This window comes from Micromonospora sp. URMC 106, assembly GCF_051386395.1.
Taxonomy (GTDB): Bacteria; Actinomycetota; Actinomycetes; order Mycobacteriales; family Micromonosporaceae; genus Micromonospora.
Genome location: NZ_JBPQTP010000065.1, coordinates 1 through 16,367 on the forward strand (window position 1 = coordinate 1; position 16,367 = coordinate 16,367).

General features: G+C 72.5%; 14 protein-coding genes. 9 read left to right on the plus strand and 5 right to left on the minus strand.

Annotated features, from left to right (window positions below; translation table 11 throughout):
* Both ACSNOB_RS19830 and ACSNOB_RS19835 read left to right on the plus strand, forming a co-directional pair.
* Positions 1-457 (plus strand): discoidin domain-containing protein (locus ACSNOB_RS19830; protein WP_436687998.1); only part of this gene is annotated, 457 nt, incomplete at its 5' end.
* A 93-nt stretch (positions 458-550) separates the two neighbouring features.
* Positions 551-4,837: a discoidin domain-containing protein gene (locus ACSNOB_RS19835; RefSeq protein WP_436687999.1), complete on the plus strand. Its 4,287-nt coding sequence runs from the start codon at positions 551-553 to the stop codon at positions 4,835-4,837.
* A 244-nt stretch (positions 4,838-5,081) separates the two neighbouring features.
* Here ACSNOB_RS19835 and ACSNOB_RS19840 read toward each other — a convergent pair whose 3' ends face one another.
* A complete protein-coding gene (locus ACSNOB_RS19840; protein ID WP_436688000.1) occupies positions 5,082-6,029 on the minus strand; it encodes a tetratricopeptide repeat protein in 948 nt (315 codons plus the stop codon).
* Between the two features lie 253 nt (positions 6,030-6,282).
* On the opposite strand from ACSNOB_RS19840, the gene ACSNOB_RS19845 reads away from it, so the two are divergent.
* Positions 6,283-7,677: an N-acetylmuramoyl-L-alanine amidase gene (locus tag ACSNOB_RS19845; protein ID WP_436688001.1), complete on the plus strand. Its 1,395-nt coding sequence runs from the start codon at positions 6,283-6,285 to the stop codon at positions 7,675-7,677.
* A gap of 84 nt (positions 7,678-7,761) precedes the next feature.
* Here the strand turns inward: ACSNOB_RS19845 and ACSNOB_RS19850 are convergent, their stop codons facing one another.
* Both ACSNOB_RS19850 and ACSNOB_RS19855 read right to left on the minus strand, forming a co-directional pair.
* Positions 7,762-8,187 (minus strand): nucleoside deaminase, encoded by a 426-nt coding sequence (locus ACSNOB_RS19850; RefSeq protein WP_436688002.1) that lies wholly within the window; start codon positions 8,185-8,187, stop codon positions 7,762-7,764.
* A gap of 10 nt (positions 8,188-8,197) precedes the next feature.
* Positions 8,198-9,052 carry a TIGR03619 family F420-dependent LLM class oxidoreductase gene (locus tag ACSNOB_RS19855; protein WP_436688003.1) on the minus strand — a complete coding sequence of 285 codons (855 nt, stop codon included), beginning with the start codon at positions 9,050-9,052 and terminating at the stop codon, positions 8,198-8,200.
* Between the two features lie 93 nt (positions 9,053-9,145).
* Here ACSNOB_RS19855 and ACSNOB_RS19860 point away from each other — a divergent pair, with 93 nt between their 5' ends.
* Positions 9,146-9,622, plus strand: a complete 477-nt coding sequence (locus ACSNOB_RS19860; RefSeq protein ID WP_436688004.1) for an Lrp/AsnC family transcriptional regulator — start codon at positions 9,146-9,148, stop codon at positions 9,620-9,622.
* A 54-nt stretch (positions 9,623-9,676) separates the two neighbouring features.
* Here ACSNOB_RS19860 and ACSNOB_RS19865 read toward each other — a convergent pair whose 3' ends face one another.
* Together ACSNOB_RS19865 and ACSNOB_RS19870 are read right to left on the minus strand one after the other, a co-directional pair.
* Positions 9,677-10,534 (minus strand): hypothetical protein, encoded by an 858-nt coding sequence (locus tag ACSNOB_RS19865; RefSeq protein WP_436688005.1) that lies wholly within the window; start codon positions 10,532-10,534, stop codon positions 9,677-9,679.
* 434 nt (positions 10,535-10,968) lie between these two features.
* Entirely contained in the window at positions 10,969-11,541 is a 573-nt protein-coding gene (locus tag ACSNOB_RS19870; RefSeq protein ID WP_436688006.1) for a MarR family winged helix-turn-helix transcriptional regulator, read from the minus strand.
* Positions 11,542-11,643: 102 nt separating this feature from the next.
* Here ACSNOB_RS19870 and ACSNOB_RS19875 point away from each other — a divergent pair, with 102 nt between their 5' ends.
* From ACSNOB_RS19875 to ACSNOB_RS19895, 5 genes are all read left to right on the plus strand, one after another.
* Positions 11,644-12,855, plus strand: coding sequence for an MFS transporter (locus ACSNOB_RS19875; protein ID WP_436688007.1), 1,212 nt, complete (start codon positions 11,644-11,646; stop codon positions 12,853-12,855).
* 95 nt (positions 12,856-12,950) lie between these two features.
* Positions 12,951-13,691 (plus strand): type 1 glutamine amidotransferase domain-containing protein, encoded by a 741-nt coding sequence (locus tag ACSNOB_RS19880; protein ID WP_436688008.1) that lies wholly within the window; start codon positions 12,951-12,953, stop codon positions 13,689-13,691.
* Between the two features lie 136 nt (positions 13,692-13,827).
* The gene (rpsD, locus tag ACSNOB_RS19885) at positions 13,828-14,424 is read left to right on the plus strand and encodes a 30S ribosomal protein S4 (protein WP_436688009.1); all 597 of its coding nucleotides are present in this window, start codon (positions 13,828-13,830) and stop codon (positions 14,422-14,424) included.
* Between the two features lie 134 nt (positions 14,425-14,558).
* Entirely contained in the window at positions 14,559-15,089 is a 531-nt protein-coding gene (locus ACSNOB_RS19890; protein WP_436688010.1) for a pyridoxamine 5'-phosphate oxidase family protein, read from the plus strand.
* 59 nt (positions 15,090-15,148) lie between these two features.
* The gene (locus tag ACSNOB_RS19895) at positions 15,149-16,363 is read left to right on the plus strand and encodes a cyanophycinase (RefSeq protein ID WP_436688011.1); all 1,215 of its coding nucleotides are present in this window, start codon (positions 15,149-15,151) and stop codon (positions 16,361-16,363) included.
* The last annotated feature ends 4 nt before the right edge of the window (positions 16,364-16,367 follow it).

Sequence of the window (16,367 nt, forward strand, 5' to 3'; positions counted from 1 at the left end):
CACCACCACTCCCCCGCCGACCACGACGCCGCCCCCCACCGGCAACCTGGCGCTCAACCGGCCGATCGCCGAGACCAGCCACGCCGACGTGTACGTCGCGGCGAACGCGGTGGACGGCAACCCGAACACCTACTGGGAGAGCGCCAACAACGCCTTCCCGCAGTCGGTGACGGTCGACCTGGGCGCCGCCCGTGCGGTGTCCCGGATCGTGCTGAAGCTGCCGCCCTCCTCGGCCTGGCAGACCCGGACCCAGACGGTGTCGGTGCTCGGCTCCGCCGACGGCTCGTCGTGGGCCACGCTCGCCGCGCCGACCGGCCGCACCTTCGACCCGGCCAGCGGCAACACCGTGACGATCGGCGTACCGGCCGGCGACCGCCGGTTCGTCCGGATCACCGTCACCGGCAACACCGGCTGGCCCGCCGGCCAGCTCGCCGAGTTCGAGGTCCACGCCACCTGACCTGTGGGCGGGGCCCGGACGCCGACCGGGCCCCGCCCGCACCGCACCGCGCACACGCCTCTCCACGTCCCCCGGAAGAAGGTGTCCCCCACCATGTCCAGATTCCGTACCCGCGTCGTCGCGGCGCTCGCCGTGCTCGGCCTCGCCGTCACCGCGGCGCCCGCGCCACCGGCCCTCGCCGCCGGCGGACCCAACCTCGCCGCCGGCCGCAGCGCCACGGCCAGCAGCGCCAACGGCCCGTACGTCGCGGCCAACCTGACCGACGGCAACCCGTCGACCTACTGGGAGAGCAGTGGCACCCTTCCCCAGTGGGCGCAGGTCGACCTCGGCTCCGGCCGGTCGATCGACCAGGTGAAGCTGAAGCTGCCGACCGGCTGGGAGGCGCGCACCCAGACGCTGTCGGTGCAGGGCAGCGCGGACGGCGGCGGCTTCAGCACCATCGTCGCCTCGGCCGGCCGGGCGTTCAGCCCCGCCAACGGCAACACGGTGACGCTCGACTTCCCGGCCACCACCACCCGGTACGTCCGGGTCGCGATCACCGCCAACACCGGCTGGGCCGCCGCGCAGCTCGCCGAGCTGGAGGTCTACGGCGCGGCGACCTCCTCGACGAACCTGGCGCTCGGCCGGACCATGACCGCCAGCGCCCACGCGGACGTCTACGTCGCCGGGAACGCCAACGACGGCAACCAGGGCAGCTACTGGGAGGGCGCGAACAACGCGTTCCCGCAGTGGATCCAGGTCGACCTCGCGGCCACGGTGAGCGTCAACCGGCTGGTGCTCAAGCTGCCGACCGGCTGGGACGCCCGCACCCAGACGATCACCGTGCAGGGCAGCACCGACGGCTCGACCTTCGGCACCGTCGTCGCGTCGGCCGGGTACGCGTTCACCCCGGGCGCCCACAACACGGTGACCATCACGTTCACCGCCGCCGGCACCCGGTACCTGCGGCTGCTCTTCACCGCCAACACCGGCTGGCCCGCCGGGCAGCTCTCCGAGTTGGAGGTCTACGGGCCGGCGACCGGCGACACCCAGCCGCCGTCCGCGCCGGGCAACCTGGCCTACACCGAGCCGGCCGCCGGGCAGATCCGCCTGACCTGGACGGCGTCCACCGACAACGTCGGGGTGACCGGCTACGACGTCTACGCCAACGGCGTCCTGCGGAGCAGCGTCGGCGGGACCACGCTGACGTACACCGACACCCAGCCGGCCGGCGCCACCGTCTCCTACCACGTCCGGGCCCGCGACGCGGCCGGCAACGCCTCGGCGAACAGCAACACGGTGACCCGCACCGGCAGCTCGGGCGACACGGTCGCGCCGACCGCGCCCGGCAACCTGGCCCACACCCAGCCGGCCGCCGGGCAGGTCCGCCTGACCTGGACGGCGTCCACCGACAACGTCGGGGTGACCGGCTACGACGTCTACGCCAACGGCGCGCTGCGCGGCAGCGTGGACGGCTCGACCCTGACGTACACCGACAGCCAGCCGGACACCGCCACGGTCTCCTACTTCGTCCGGGCCCGGGACGCGGCGGGCAACGTGTCGGCGAACAGCAACACGGTGACCCGCGCCGGCAGCACGCCGGGCGGCACCAACCTCGCGGTCGGTAAGCCCATCACCGCCTCGTCGGTGGTGCACGTCTTCACCGCCACCAACGCCAACGACGACGACGTGAGCACCTACTGGGAGGGCGCGCCCGGGGCGTACCCGAGCACGCTGACCGTCGCGCTCGGCGCGAACGCCAGCATCCGCGCGCTGGTGGTGAAGCTCAACCCCGACCCTGCCTGGGGCGCCCGCACGCAGACCTTCCAGGTGCTCGGCCGCGAGCAGTCCGCGTCCGGGTTCAGCACGCTGGTCGGCTCGGCGGCGTACCCGTTCAGCCCGGCCAGCAGCAACACGGTGACCGTCCCGGTGTCGGCGACGGCGGCCGACGTCCGGCTCCAGTTCACCGCCAACACCGGCTCGTCCAACGGGCAGGTCGCCGAGCTGCAGGTGATCGGCACCCCGGCGCCGAACCCGGACCTCACCGTCACCGGGATCACCGTCGCGCCGACCGCGCCGGTGGAGACCGACGCGATCACCCTCTCCGCCACCGTGCGCAACGCCGGCACGGCGGCCTCCGCCGCCACCACCGTCGGCTTCCACCTGGGTACGACGAAGGTCGGCACGGCCGGCGTCGGCGCCCTCGCGGCCGGCGCCTCGACCACCGTCTCGGCGACCATCGGCCCGCGCGACGCCGGCAGCTACCCACTGCGCGCCACGGTCGACGAGGCGAACGCGGTCATCGAGCAGAACGAAGCGAACAACAGCCACGCCAGCCCGACCCCGCTGACGGTCAGTCCGGTGGCCAGCTCCGACCTGGTCGCCTCGGCGGTGACCTGGTCGCCCGGCACGCCCAGCGCCGGCGCCCCGGTCAGCTTCGCGGTGACCCTGCGCAACCAGGGCACGGTCGCCTCGGCGAGCGGCGCGCACGGCATCACGCTGACCCTGCTCACCGACACCGGCGCCGTGGTCCGTACGCTGACCGGCGCGTACAGCGGCACCATCGCCGCCGGGGCGAGCGCCGGCCCGGTCAACCTGGGCACCTGGACCGCGGCCAACGGCCGGTACACGGTCCGCGTGGTGCTCGCCGACGACGCCAACGAGCTGCCGGTGAAGCGGCAGAACAACACCAGCGAGCGGTCGCTCTTCGTGGGCCGCGGCGCCAACCTGCCGTACGACATGTACGAGGCCGAGGAGGGCTCGGTCGGCGGCGGGGCGCAGGTGGTCGGGCCGAACCGGACCATCGGCGACCTGGCCGGGGAGGCGTCCGGCCGGCGGGCGGTCACCCTGAACAGCACCGGCGCGTACGTCGAGTGGACCACCCGGGCCCCGGCCAACGCCCTGGTCACCCGCTTCTCCATCCCGGACGCGCCGGGCGGCGGGGGCATCGACGCGACGTTGAACGTCTACGTCAACGGGGTGCTGCACAAGCCGATCAGCCTCACCTCGAAGCACACCTGGCTGTACGGCGCGGAGGCCAGCCCGAGCGACTCCCCCAGCGCCGGCCCGCCCCGGCACATCTACGACGAGGCGAACGTGCTGCTGAACTCCACCGTCCCGGCGGGCAGCCGGATCCGGCTCCAGAAGGACCCGGCCAACAGCACCACGTACGCCATCGACTTCGTCAACCTGGAGCAGGTGTCGCCGCGGGCCAACCCGGACCCGGCCCGCTACAAGGTGCCGACCGGGTTCAGCCACTCCGACGTGCAGAACGCCCTGGACGCGGTCCGGATGGACAGCACCGGCACCCTCGTCGGCGTCTACCTGCCGGCCGGCACGTACGAGACCGCGCAGAAGTTCCAGGTCTACGGCAAGCCGGTCAGGGTGGTCGGCGCGGGCATGTGGTTCACCCGCTTCCAGACGCCGACCAGCCAGCAGAACACCGACGCCGGTTTCCGGGTGGAGCCCTCGGCGAGCGGGTCGTCCTTCGCGCACCTGGCCTTCTTCGGCAACTACACCAACCGCATCGACGGTCCGGGGAAGGTCTGGGGTGAGCTGAAGGACGTGGACAACATGACCCTGGACAACGTCTGGGTCGAACACACGGTCTGCGCGTACTGGGGGGTGAGCGTCAGCGGCCTGAAGATCACCAACAGCCGCTTCCGGAACACCTTCGCCGACGCGGTGAACATGACCAACGGCAGCACCGACAACCTGGTCAGCAACTCCGAGGGCAGATCGAACGGGGACGACGCGTTCGCGCTCTTCTCGGCGGTCGACCAGGGGGGCGCCACGGCCAACCACGGCAACGTCTTCGAGAACCTGACCGCCACGCTGACCTGGCGGGCGGCCGGGATCGCGGTGTACGGCGGCTACGACAACATCTTCCGCAACCTCTACATCGCGGACATGCTGACGTACTCCGGCATCACGATCAGCTCGCTGGACTTCGGCTACCCGTTCATCGGGCTCGGGGCCAGCCCGCCGACGCAGTTCCAGAACATCTCGCTGATCCGGGCCGGTGGGCACTTCTGGGGCGCGCAGACCTTCCCGGCGATCTGGGTCTTCTCGGCGTCGAAGGAGTTCCGCGGCATCCGGGTGTCCGACGTGGACATCGTCGACCCGACGTACTCCGGGATCATGTTCCAGACCAAGTACACCGGGGGCCAGCCGGAGAACCCGATCACCGACACCGTCTTCACCAACGTGTCGATCTCGGGAGCGCGGCGCAGCGGTGACACGTTCGACGCCAAGTCGGGCTTCGGGATCTGGGTCAACGAGATGCCCGAGCAGGGCCAGGGCCCGGCCGTCGGCTCGGCCACCTTCGTGAACCTGCGGCTGACCGACAACTGGCAGGACGTCCGCAACACCACGTCCACCTTCACCATCAACCGCAGCTGACGCACCGGGCGCCGTCGGGAGGACCCACCCTCCCGGCGGCGCCCGGTCTCCGGCCCGGCGCGGTGCGCCCGCCTGTGCCGCGACGGTCAGCGCCGGGCCGCACCGCGGCGTCCGGCGCATCGGTGGCCACCGCTACCCGAGCGTCCCGGGGATGGCGGTGACCAGGCCGCGTCGATGATCCTCACGCCGCAGGCCCGGCGTCCGACGCCTGCCCACCGCCACCATGGCCTGCCTGGCAGACGGGTCAGGCGGGCCGGCGGATGCCGAGCTGGTCCAGCCAGCCGTCGACGTCGAACCCCTGCTCCTCGGCCCGGTCGAGCCACCCGGCGGCGCGGGCCGGGTCGGCGGGCACGCCGGAGCCGAGCAGGCACATCACGCCCAGGGTGGCCGCGGCGCGCGGGTTACCGGCGTCCGCGGCGCGCTCGTACCAGCCGGCGGCGGCGACCTCGTCCCGGGGGAACCCCTGGCCGGTGGCGTACGCCGCCGCGACGTTGTACAGGGCACGGGGGTGGTCCCGCTCGGCGGCGCGCATCAGCCACTGCCGCGCCGCCGCGTCGTCGCGCGGCACCGCGTCCCCGGTGCCGTACAGGACGTGCAGCTCGAACATCGCGTCGGCGTTGCCGGCCGCGGCGGCCCGCTGATGGTCCGCGACCGCGGCCTCGCCGTCGCCCAGCAGGTAGCGCACGATGCCGGACCAGTAGGTCGCCTCCCCGGTCGGGTCGTCGGCCCGCAGCGGCTCCAGCAGCGTCAGCGCGTACCGACCCACCCGGCCCACGGCCTGCCGGCCGAGGGCGGCGAACAGGTACGCGCCCTCGCGGTTGCCGTGCCGGGCGGCCTCGGCGAAGCAGCGCAGGGCGGCGTCCAGGGTCTCGTCGCCCGCGGGGAACGGGTGCGGCGACGGCCACGCCGGCGGCCGTCCGGCCCGCGGGTCGAGCAGCCGCTTCCCCAGGGGCACCCACACGCCGGTCCGGCCGGCCAGGGCCGCGGCGGCGTAGCCCCGGACGAGCACGTCGTACGCCTCGACCGGCAGGATCCCGATCATAGCGTCGCCGCGCACGATACGGCCGTCGATCTCACGGCACAGCCCTTCGAGGTACGCGGCGTCCAGCGGATCGGCCGCCGTCACCCGCCGGGTCTCGGCGAGCAACGTTTCGGCATGCGCGGACGAGGCGGCGGCAGGGGGCAAGGTCATGCCGTCACCCTAGTGCCGCCGGCCACGTGCCCCGGACGTCGGCCGGTACGACTCCTAGGCCCCACCGCGCCGGCCGTTCACGATCCGTCTCCGGTGGAGACGCGCCGTCTCGGCGGTCCGATGCCGCCGAATGAAGGATTCCGCCATCCCGAAAGCGCATCGCTGCAAGCCGTTTACAGCGGCGTCCACGGCGGTGTATGTTACCGCCACCCATCGCCTCTCATCGATGTGGGCGAACGTGAGGGAGGTCAAGGTGACTGGTCGACGCGCCGCACGGCGTGCACCCGGGCTGCTCATCGCCATGCTGGCCGCGACCCTGGTCCTGTCCGGTCAATCGGTTCTGGCGGCCTCCCCGGCGTCCGCCGCCCCGGACCGGGGCTCGCCGGCGTCGGGTCAACTGGCCACCGCGTTCGACACCGCCGCACGCCGGTACGACGTTCCCCGCGATCTGCTCGTCGCGCTCGGCTACGCCGAGACCCGCCTGGACGGGCACGGTGGCACACCGAGCGCGGCGGGTGGCTACGGCATCATGCATCTGGTCAGCAACCCGAGGCTGCACACCCTGGACGAGGCGGCCACGCTGACCGGGCTCCACCGCGGCACGCTGCGCGCCGACCCCGCCGCGAACATCACCGGGGCGGCGGCCGTCCTGCGCTCCTACGCCGACCAGGCCGGCCTGACCCCGGCCGGGCGCGCGGACGTCAACAATTGGTTCGCCTCGGTCGCCCGCTACGGCGGCGCAGCCACCCCGTCGACCGCCCGGCTCTACGCAGACGCCGTCTACGACCTGCTCGAAACCGGCTTCGAGACGGGACAGCCGGGCGGGGTGACGGTGGCAGGGCGGCCGGTGGCCCCGCGACGGGGCGCACTCGGTCAGGCGGCGGGCGAGGCCGGCGTCCTCAGCACCGACTACGGGCCGGCCGCGTGGGCACCGGCCAGCGCCAGCAACTACACCGTCGCCACCCGGCCCAGCAGCCACCCCGTCCGCTACATCGTCATCCACGTGACGCAGGGCAGCTACGCCGGTTCGATCAGCTGGTTCCAGAACCCGGCCGCCAAGGCCAGCGCGCACTACACGTTCCGCTCGTCCGACGGGGCGGTCACCCAGTCGGTACGCGAGAAGGACATCGCCTGGCACGCCGGCAACTGGACCTACAACACCCAGTCCATCGGCATCGAACACGAGGGTTACGTCGACAACGCGGCCTGGTTCACCGACGCGATGTACCGGGCCTCCGCGGCCCTGACCCGCAGCCTCGCCGACAAGTACGGCATCCCCAAAGACCGGGCGCACATCATCGGCCACAACGAGGTGCCCGGGGCCACCCACACCGATCCGGGGCCGCACTGGAACTGGACCTACTACCTGCAGTTGGTCAACGGGCGGACCGCCATCGGCTCCGGCACGGTGAACACCGAGGGGGCCAGCCTCAACGTACGCTCCGGACCCGGCGCCGGCTACAGCATCGTGGGTTCCGTCGCTGACGGCGCGACCGTCAGCATCTACTGCCAGGCCGTCGGCACGACGGTGACCGGCCCCTACGGCACGACGAACGTCTGGAACCGGATCGGCACCAGCCGGTACGTCTCAGACGCCTACGTCCTGACCGGCCACGACGGCTTCATACCCAACGTGCCACGCTGCTGACCCGTCCGGGGCCGCGGTCCGGCGCGGAGCGCGGGGTGTCCGCCCGGTCGACCAACTGCCGCGGTCCCGCACGACCGCGAGTCGTTAACGGTAGTAGCCGTCGACCGGGATCCGCGCCTCGTCGAAGAGGGCCGGCCCCTCGTGCGGCACGGGGGCGAACCCGCCGGACGGTTTGAGCGCCCGGAGTTGGTCGGTGGAGAGCGCGAACACCACGCGGCCGAGCCCGGAGCGCTCGATCGCGCCGGTGCACATGTTGCAGGGTTGGCAGCTGGTGTACATCGTCGTGCCGGCCGCCGCCTCGGCAGCGAGTTCGCGCGCCGCCCACCTGGCCAGCTTCAGCTCCGGATGGGCCGAGATGTCGGCGTCGGTGAGCGAGGTGTTGCGCTCCTCGGCCAGGACGGCGCCGTCCGCGCCGACCAGCAGCGATCCGAACGGCGGGTTGCCGTCCGCCCGCGCCTCGGCGGCCAGTTCGAGCGCGCGCCGCAGATGACGTTCGTCGTCGGGGGTCACAGTTACTCCTTCACGGTTTGCCGGCGTACCGGTCGCGGTGGGCGGCCACCGTCGCGAGGGCCTGCCAGGCGACCTCGGGACGGCGGGTCTCCTCCGGGTCGCCGTTGAACGGGTCGAGCACGACCGTGTCGGCGCCCAGCTGGCGCAGCTCGTCCAGGTCGTCGACGACCTGCCCGATGCTGCCCTCGCCGGCCAACCTGTCCGCTCCGGCGACGGGCGCGCCGGTGAGCCGCAGCGCGATGCGGGGCACGAACGGCGGCACGGGGCGGTGCTGTTCGGTGGCGTGGGCCCGCATGCGGTCCACGGCCGCGCGCAGCCAGGGCATGGTGCGGCGCAGCGGGTGCCACGCCTCGCCGAGGCGTACCGCCCGGCGCAGACCGGCGTCGCTGTTGCCGCCGATCCAGATCGGTATCCGTCGGCTGCCGTAGTCCGACTCGTCCTGCCATGCGGTCCGCACGGCACGCAGGTACGCGTCGGTCATGCGGCCGCGCTGGTCGAACGCGGCGCCGAGCGCCGCGAACTCCTGCCGGGCCCAGCCGACGCCGACACCGAGTATGAACCGTCCTCCGCTGACCTCGTTCAGGTTGGCGGCCATGCGGGCGGTGAGCAGTGGATGCCGGTACGGCATGACGAGCACGGTCGTACCGAGGCGGATCCGGTCGGTGAGGCCGGCCAGCCACGCCAGGGTCGTGAAGGGCTCGTAGAAGGGCGCCGGGTACTGCTCCGCGACGTCCGGGGTCACCGCGACATGGTCGGAGACCAGCAGTGCGGCGAACCCGAGTCCTTCGACCGTCTGCGCCCAGCGGCGCAGCACGCCGGGGTTGGTGCCTGGCCCGAAGTTGGGGACGTTGACGCCGATCTCCATGACGGCAAGCCTATGCGGGGAAGATCGGCTCATGAACAGGCTTTTCCCGGTGTGCGGGCCGGTCTTCCGTGGATCTGCCGGTATCCTTTCGCGATGGCCGTGAACCTCGACGCGACGGACTGGGCGATCCTGGCGGAGCTGCAACGTGACGGCCGCATCCCGCTGACCGAGCTCGGGCGGCGGGTCAGCTTGAGCGCGTCCGCGACGACGGAGCGCGTCAAGCGGTTGGAGACAGCCGGCGTGATCACCGGCTATCGCGCCGAGGTCGACCTGGTCAAGGCGGGCCTGCCGATCCTCGCCGTGGTGCGCCTGAAGTATCCGGGCAGCCGGCACCAACCGCTGCACCGGCTGCTCGGCGAGCGCGGCGAGATCCTGGAGTGCCTGCGCGTCACCGGCGACGACTGTTACGTGCTGAAGGTGGCCACCACCTCGATGGCCCACCTCGAACAGGTCGTCGACGAGTTGGCGCAGTTCGGCAGCACCACCACCAACCTCGTCTACAGCCAGACCCAGTCCTACCGGGGGCCACGCGAGCCGCTGTCGGGGGCCTCCGCGGCGGGCGCCCGGTGACCCGGCTCGGCCGCCCACGGGCGCGGGAGGTCGAGCCGGGTCGCCGACCCCGGATCACTTGACGATCGAGCGCATCCGGTCGTACAGCCGCTGCGACATCGAGATCGCCGTGGCCAGGTCCGGCTCGCAGACCTCCAGGTAGTGGTTCCCCCTGGCCACGTAGAGCTGGTACTGCCGGACGGTGTAGTCCCCGGTGGACTGGTTGGCGACCGTGCCGGCGCCCGCGCCCTCGTCGCAGGTCCAGCCGGCTTCGACGACGGCCGACGCCGCCTCGACCCGGCAGGAGTCCGCGACCAGTTGGTCGAACTGCTGCTGCGTCAGGCCGGTGAATGTGATGGTCGACTGCAGCCCGTACGTCGCGGCCCCGTCCAGTGGCGGAGCCGGCACCTCGGCCAGCGTGATCGTCGCGCGGACCTTCAGCGACTGCCAGGTCAGGCTGCCGGCCGTGCAGGTGCCCGCCACCTCGCGGAGCCGGGCGAGATCCAGCCCGTCGGGCAACTGCCCGACGGTCGCGGTGAACCTGCCCGTGGTGCCCTTCTCGGCGTCGCGCCGGCTGCCGACCTGGATCCAGCCGTCGGCGGCCCTGCCCTGCTCGCCGATCGCCAGTTGCAGGGGGCCCAGGCAGGCCACCGGCGAGACGGTGGTGTCGGGGTCGGGCGCGAACATCCCCGCCGCGTCGGCCAACGACATCTCCACCAGTTCGGTACCCGCGGGGTGGTCCGTCTTCGGCAGCAGGACCGCACGGAGGCCCTCCTCCGACAGTGCTGGCACAGCGCGGGCGGCGGCCGCTGCGGCCAGCGCCACCCGCTCGGATTCCGTGGCGCGGTGGTTCGCTCCCACGGCGATCAGCGCAGCCGCCACCAGCAGCAGCGCTGCGCCGGCCGCCCCCAGGGCACGACGAGTTGTCGGCATGGCACGCCTCCGTTTGCTAGGTGTTCCTGTTGTCGAGAACAGCTGTACCGCACCGGAGACATCGATAGCTATACATGTTTCAAGTGAATTTCGCCGACCTTCGGCCGTCACGGCATGGTCCGGCCGGTCGACACGGAGCGACGACCGGCCCGCGACAGGGCCGATCCTCCGCGACGTTCACGGCAGACGCCGCCGTCACACCGCACCCCTCCGGGAAGACCGCCCTCGCGACGCCCGACGAACGACCGTCGCCGCCCGTCGGGTACGCGAGGCGGCGACACGCCAAGGATCCAGCCGCCGCAGGCCCCACGCCGACCGGCGCGAGAAGGCCCGGCAGGCTGCTTCAGTGAGTGCGGGACCGCAGGCCGGGCGCTGACCGCCCAACCGGCGGCGGCCAGCGGGGTCGCCGCGAAGCGAGCCGCCCGAGACGGCGGTCAGGGGTGGGCGACCTGCGCGGTCTTGGCGGGCAGGCGGTGCAGGGCGTCGACCAGCGGGGCCAGCTCCGGGAGTTCCTCGGCCTGCGCCAACGCGGCGGCGAGAGCCTCGTCGTGGGTCGGACGCGACTGGTTGAGCAGCGCCCAGCCCCGCTCGGTCAGTTCGGTGTAGATGCCCCGACGGTCGTCCTGGCACAGGACGCGGGTGAGCAGCCCACGGTCTTCGAGGCGGTTGACCAGCCGGGTGGTGGCGCTGCTGGAGAGGGCGGCGGCGCGCGCGAGCTGCTGCATGCGCATGTGCCAGCCGTCCTGGCGCGACAGGGCGTCGAGCACCGTGTACTCCACGACCGAGAGGTGGTGCCCGGCCTGCAGCGCCTTCTCGAGGGCGGTGTCGATGAGGCCGTGCAGGGCCGCGAGGGTCCGCCAGCCCTGGGCCCGGATCTCGACCGCCTCGTCGCCGATGCCCACGTCCCCGCGCTCCTCGCTGTTGCCGGTGCCGCCCGGCCGCCCGAACGGCCGGATGTACGCCCGCAATTCTAGCCGCGTACGCGGATAGTTGCAGACGCCTGCCATGTGACCAGTGGCACGCTTGCGCCGATAGGCGGCGCGCGCAAGTATCGGTGTTGCACGCGCCGGTAGTTGCAGGCGCGCTACATGTCCGCCACTGGAGAAACGATGTCTGCTGACCTGCGAAAGATGCCACTGGGCCTGCTCGCTCTCGCGATCGGCGGGTTCGGTATCGGCCTCACCGAGTTCGTGATCATGGGCCTGCTGCCCGAGGTCGCCGCCGACTTCGCCGTCACCGAATCCGCCGCCGGGTGGCTGATCTCCGGCTACGCCCTGTCCGTCGCCGTCGGCGCCATCGGCCTGACCGCCGCCGTCACCCGACTCAACCGCAAGCACGTCCTGATGGGGCTGATGCTCCTGTTCATCGCCGGCAACCTGGCCTCGGCGCTGGCCGGGACGTACGAGCTGATGATGGCCGGCCGCATCGTCGCCGCCCTCAGCCACGGCGCCTTCTTCGGCATCGGCTCGGTCGTCGCGGCGAGCCTCGTCGCGCCGTCCCGCCAAGCGGCCGCGATCGCCATGATGTTCACCGGGCTCACCGCCGCCAACGTGCTCGGCGTCCCGTTCGGCACCTTCCTCGGCCAGCAACTGGGCTGGCGATCCACCTTCTGGGCGATCACCGCCATCGGCGTCGTCGCCCTGGTCGGCATGGCCGCCCTCGTTCCGGCACACACCGCCACCGCCACCACCGGCGGCCTGCGCCACGAACTCAAGGCCTTCGCCCACCCGCAGGTGTGGTTCTCGCTGCTGATCACGATCCTGGGCTTCGGGGGCATGTTCGGCGCGTTCACCTACATCGCGTACACCCTGACGGAGGTCAGCGGCTTCGCCGCCGGCACCGTCCCCTGGCTGCTGGTCCTGTTCGGCCTGGGCCTGTTCGCCGGCAACACCCTCGGCGGCAAGGCCGCCGACCGATCGGTGTCCGCGACGCTCACCGCCGTCCTGGCCGCGCTGACCGCGGTCCTGGTCGTCTTCGCCGTCACGGCGCCGAGCCAGACCATGACCGTCATCTCGCTGGCGCTCATGGGCGCGTTCGGCTTCGCCACCGTGCCCGGCCTGCAGATGCGGATCATGCAGTACGCCGGGCAGGCGCCGACCCTGGCATCCGGCGCCAACATCGCCGCCTTCAACGTCGGCAACGCCCTCGGCGCCTGGATCGGCGGCGTGACCATCAGCGCCGGCCTCGGCTACACCTCCACCCTGTGGGACGGGGCGGCGCTCACCTTCGCCGGCCTCCTCGTCCTGCTGGTCGCCACCCGGCACGCCGCACGCAACACCGCGACGCCCGTCGCGGCCAGCCCCGCTGGCGCCCGGGCCTGACGCCCCCGCACGCGGGACAACGACGTCCCCGCGCCCGGCCACTGACCCCCGACGTCCGACAAAAGTTGATTCCTCGTACCGCACAGGAGCCTTCCATGACCAAGATCCTGATGATCGTCACCGGCGCCGACAGCCTGACCCTCGCCGACGGCACCAGCCACCCGACCGGTTTCTGGGCCGAGGAACTCGCCGCCTCCCACCAGGTCTTCCGCGATGCCGGCGTCGACGTCGACATCGCCACGCCCGGCGGCGTCGCCCCGACCGTCGACGCGGTCAGCCTCGACGCCCGAGGCGGGGTCGGCGACGCCGAGGCGGCCACGTTCCGCGACTACCTCGCCGGCATCTCCGCCGACCTGTCCGCGCCGCTGGCCATCGCCGAGGTGGACGCGGCCTCGTACGACGCCATCTACATCCCGGGCGGGCACGGCCCGATGGCCGACCTCGCCACCGACGCCGAACTCGGACGGCTGCTCACCGACGCCGACGACCGCGGCCAACTCATCGCCGCGCTCTGCCACGGGCCGGCGGCGCTGCTCGCCGCCAACCGCCCCGACGGCACCTTCACCTTCGCCGGGCGGCGGCTGGTCGTCTTCACCGACGAGGAGGAGCGCCAGGGCGGCCTCGGCGACGCCACCCCGTGGTGGGTCGAGACGACCCTGCGCGAGCGCGGCGCGACGGTTCAGGCGGGCACGCCGTGGTCGAACACGGTCGTGGTCGACGGCAACCTCGTCACCGGCCAGAACCCGCAGTCCAGCGTCGCGACCGCCCAGCAGGTCCTCAAGACCCTCGGCATCCCCCCGGCGGGGGTCAGCGGTGCGGCTTCGGTGACCGGCTGAGGCTGGCGGCGGCCGGGCGAACCGGCGGCCCGAGGCCGCGACCCGGCCCCACCCGGACGGATCACCCGCACCGGGTGGGGCCGGCTCACCCCGGTCGGGGACACGGTGGTGGCCACGACACCGAGGGAGGGCACCCATGACGCTGCGCTCGAAGGCCAACATCGCGCCGACCGACGTCGTACCGCTCAAGCCGGCGCACGGTTACCGACTGCGCCGGCAGCGGCATCCGATCGGGGTCCGGGGCGGCCCCCGTCGCGCGCCACGCGGCTACCGGCTGCCCGACGCGGAGCGGCGGCAGGTCCGGGCCGCGTACGACCTGCGGGAGCGGCAGCTGGTGCGGGCTCTGGTGGCGGCCGCCGGACAGCCGGGCGACGCGGCGGACAACCTGGCTGGGCAGTTGGAGCAGCGGCTGGACGCGCTGGTGCACCGGGCCGGCTTCGCCCGCACCGTCGGCGAGGCCCGCAGCCTGGTCGAGCGCAACACGTTCACCCTGGACGGGGGCAAGGTCAACCGCCCGTCGTACCTGGTCCGGCCGGGGCAGATCATCCAGGTACGCCCGGAGCGGCAGTGCCCCACCCCGGCCGTGGTCGCCGCGGGCGGGTTCCCCGACGTCGAGGCCCCGTCGTACCTGGAGGTCCGACCGGAGGAGTTCACCGCGATTCTGACCCGGGAACCGCGCCGGCAGGAGGTGCCCGACCTGCGGGACGTCCCGCTCACCGTCCGGCCCGACTAGTGCGGCTGCGGCGCGGTTGGCAAAACGAGGCAAGAAACAGGACGCAGGGTGTCAGGTTTTGGGTCGAGCATGGCGTCAACCGGTCGGCCTCGATGGTGGGCGCGGACCGGGCCTACGGATAGACAAGGACCTCCATGCGCGAAACTCCAGAGGAGCTCGAAGAGCTCCAGGCCCTCCTCGACGCCTCGCTCTCCCGCTCCACCTCGCACCTCCGCTCGATCATCAACAGCGAGCGCACCCTCACCGCGGAGCAGCTCACCCAGGTCCTCACCGGCATGTGCACCCTCGCCCTGTCCACCGTGACGGCGAAGGGCGAGCCGCGGATCAGCGGCGTGGACGGGCACTTCCTGCACGGGAAGTGGCACTTCGGCACGGCGCGCGGCGCCGCCAAGGCCCGCCACCTCGCGGCGCGGCCCGCCGTCAGCGCCGCGCACATGCGCGGTGAGGACCTGGGCGTGTTCACGCACGGCAAGGCGGAGATCCTCAACCCCCGGGACGGCGAGCCGGCCGCGGACTGGCCGGACGTGCTGGCGTACCTCAAGGACTTCTACGGCGACGACCTCTTCGACTGGGACAACGACGTGGTCTACTACCGGCTGCGTCCGGACTGGATGACCGTCTACGCCCCCGACATCGCGAAGCTCACGGCGTCCCCGCAGTCCTGATCCGCAGCCGGACATTCACGTTCCTTGACGCCTGTGGCGCCGGTGTCTAGCGTCGTCCCATGACCCGGCCGAGGTTTCTGCCGCTGCTCACCACGCTGCTCGTCGCCGCAGTCGCTGGGGCCCTGCCCCCGTCCGGCGCGTCCGCGCAGCCCGGCGGGACGAACGCCGGCCCGGGCGCGATCATGCTGATCGGCGGCGCGCTGGATGACGACAACAGCGCCGTCTACGGCGAGTTCGTCCGTCGGGCGGGCGGCGCCCAGGCGCGTATCGGCGTGCTCAGTGCGTCGTCGGCGACCCCACACTGGAGCGCCAACCAGGTCGGCAAGGTCCTCGAGCGGTACGGAGCCGCGGAGGCCACCTGGATCCCGGTGACCGCGAAACGCGACGGCAGCGGCGACGACCCGTCCCACGCCGCGTTGGCCGCGTCGATGACCGGGTTCTTCTTCACCGGCGGAGACCAGTTCCGCTACGTCCAGTCGATGATCCACGCCGACGGCGCTGACGGCGCGGTGCTCGCCGCGATCCGGCAGCGGTTCCTCGCCGGCGCACCGGTCGCGGGCACCAGTGCCGGCATGCAGATCTTCGCCGGCCCACACATGATCACCGGCGGGCTGAGCTACTACGGGGTCCGCGACGGATCACGGCCGGGCTACTTCGACGACGACGAGATCCTCGGCCACTGGCCGGCTGGCGGGTTCAACTTCTTCACCTCCGGCCTCGTCGACACCCACTTCGACGCCCGTGGCCGGACCGGCCGCTCGATCAGGCTCGCCGCGGACACCGGCCACGACCGGGTGTACGGCGTCGGTGAGGACACGGCGATGATCGTCACCGGCGCCGGCACGTCGAGCGAGACCGCACGGGTGGTGGGCACCAACGGGGTGTCCGTCCTCGATCTACGCTCGTCCCAGGTCAGCCAGGCCGACGGGCACTGGGCGATCAGTGGCGTCCGATGGAGCTACCTCACCGACGGCGACTCCTACGACCCCGGCCAGTGGCAGGTCACCAAGGGCGCGGGCAGCGCACCGGCGACTCCCACCAGCCGCCAGGCGGCACCGCCGACGACCGACGTGTTCGGGCCCTACGCGCTGCGCGACGCGGCGCTCGATCTGGCCGACGCCGGCCTCGCCACCTCGACGACCGGAACCACCGCCGAACTCACTCCGCGATTCGTGGTGAACCTGACCAAGGGCTCTGCATTCCGGGCGTATAGGGTGGAAACCGCCAGTCCCGCGTCGTTCACGGACCTCACCGTCTCGGTTCACGCTGGCTGAGCCG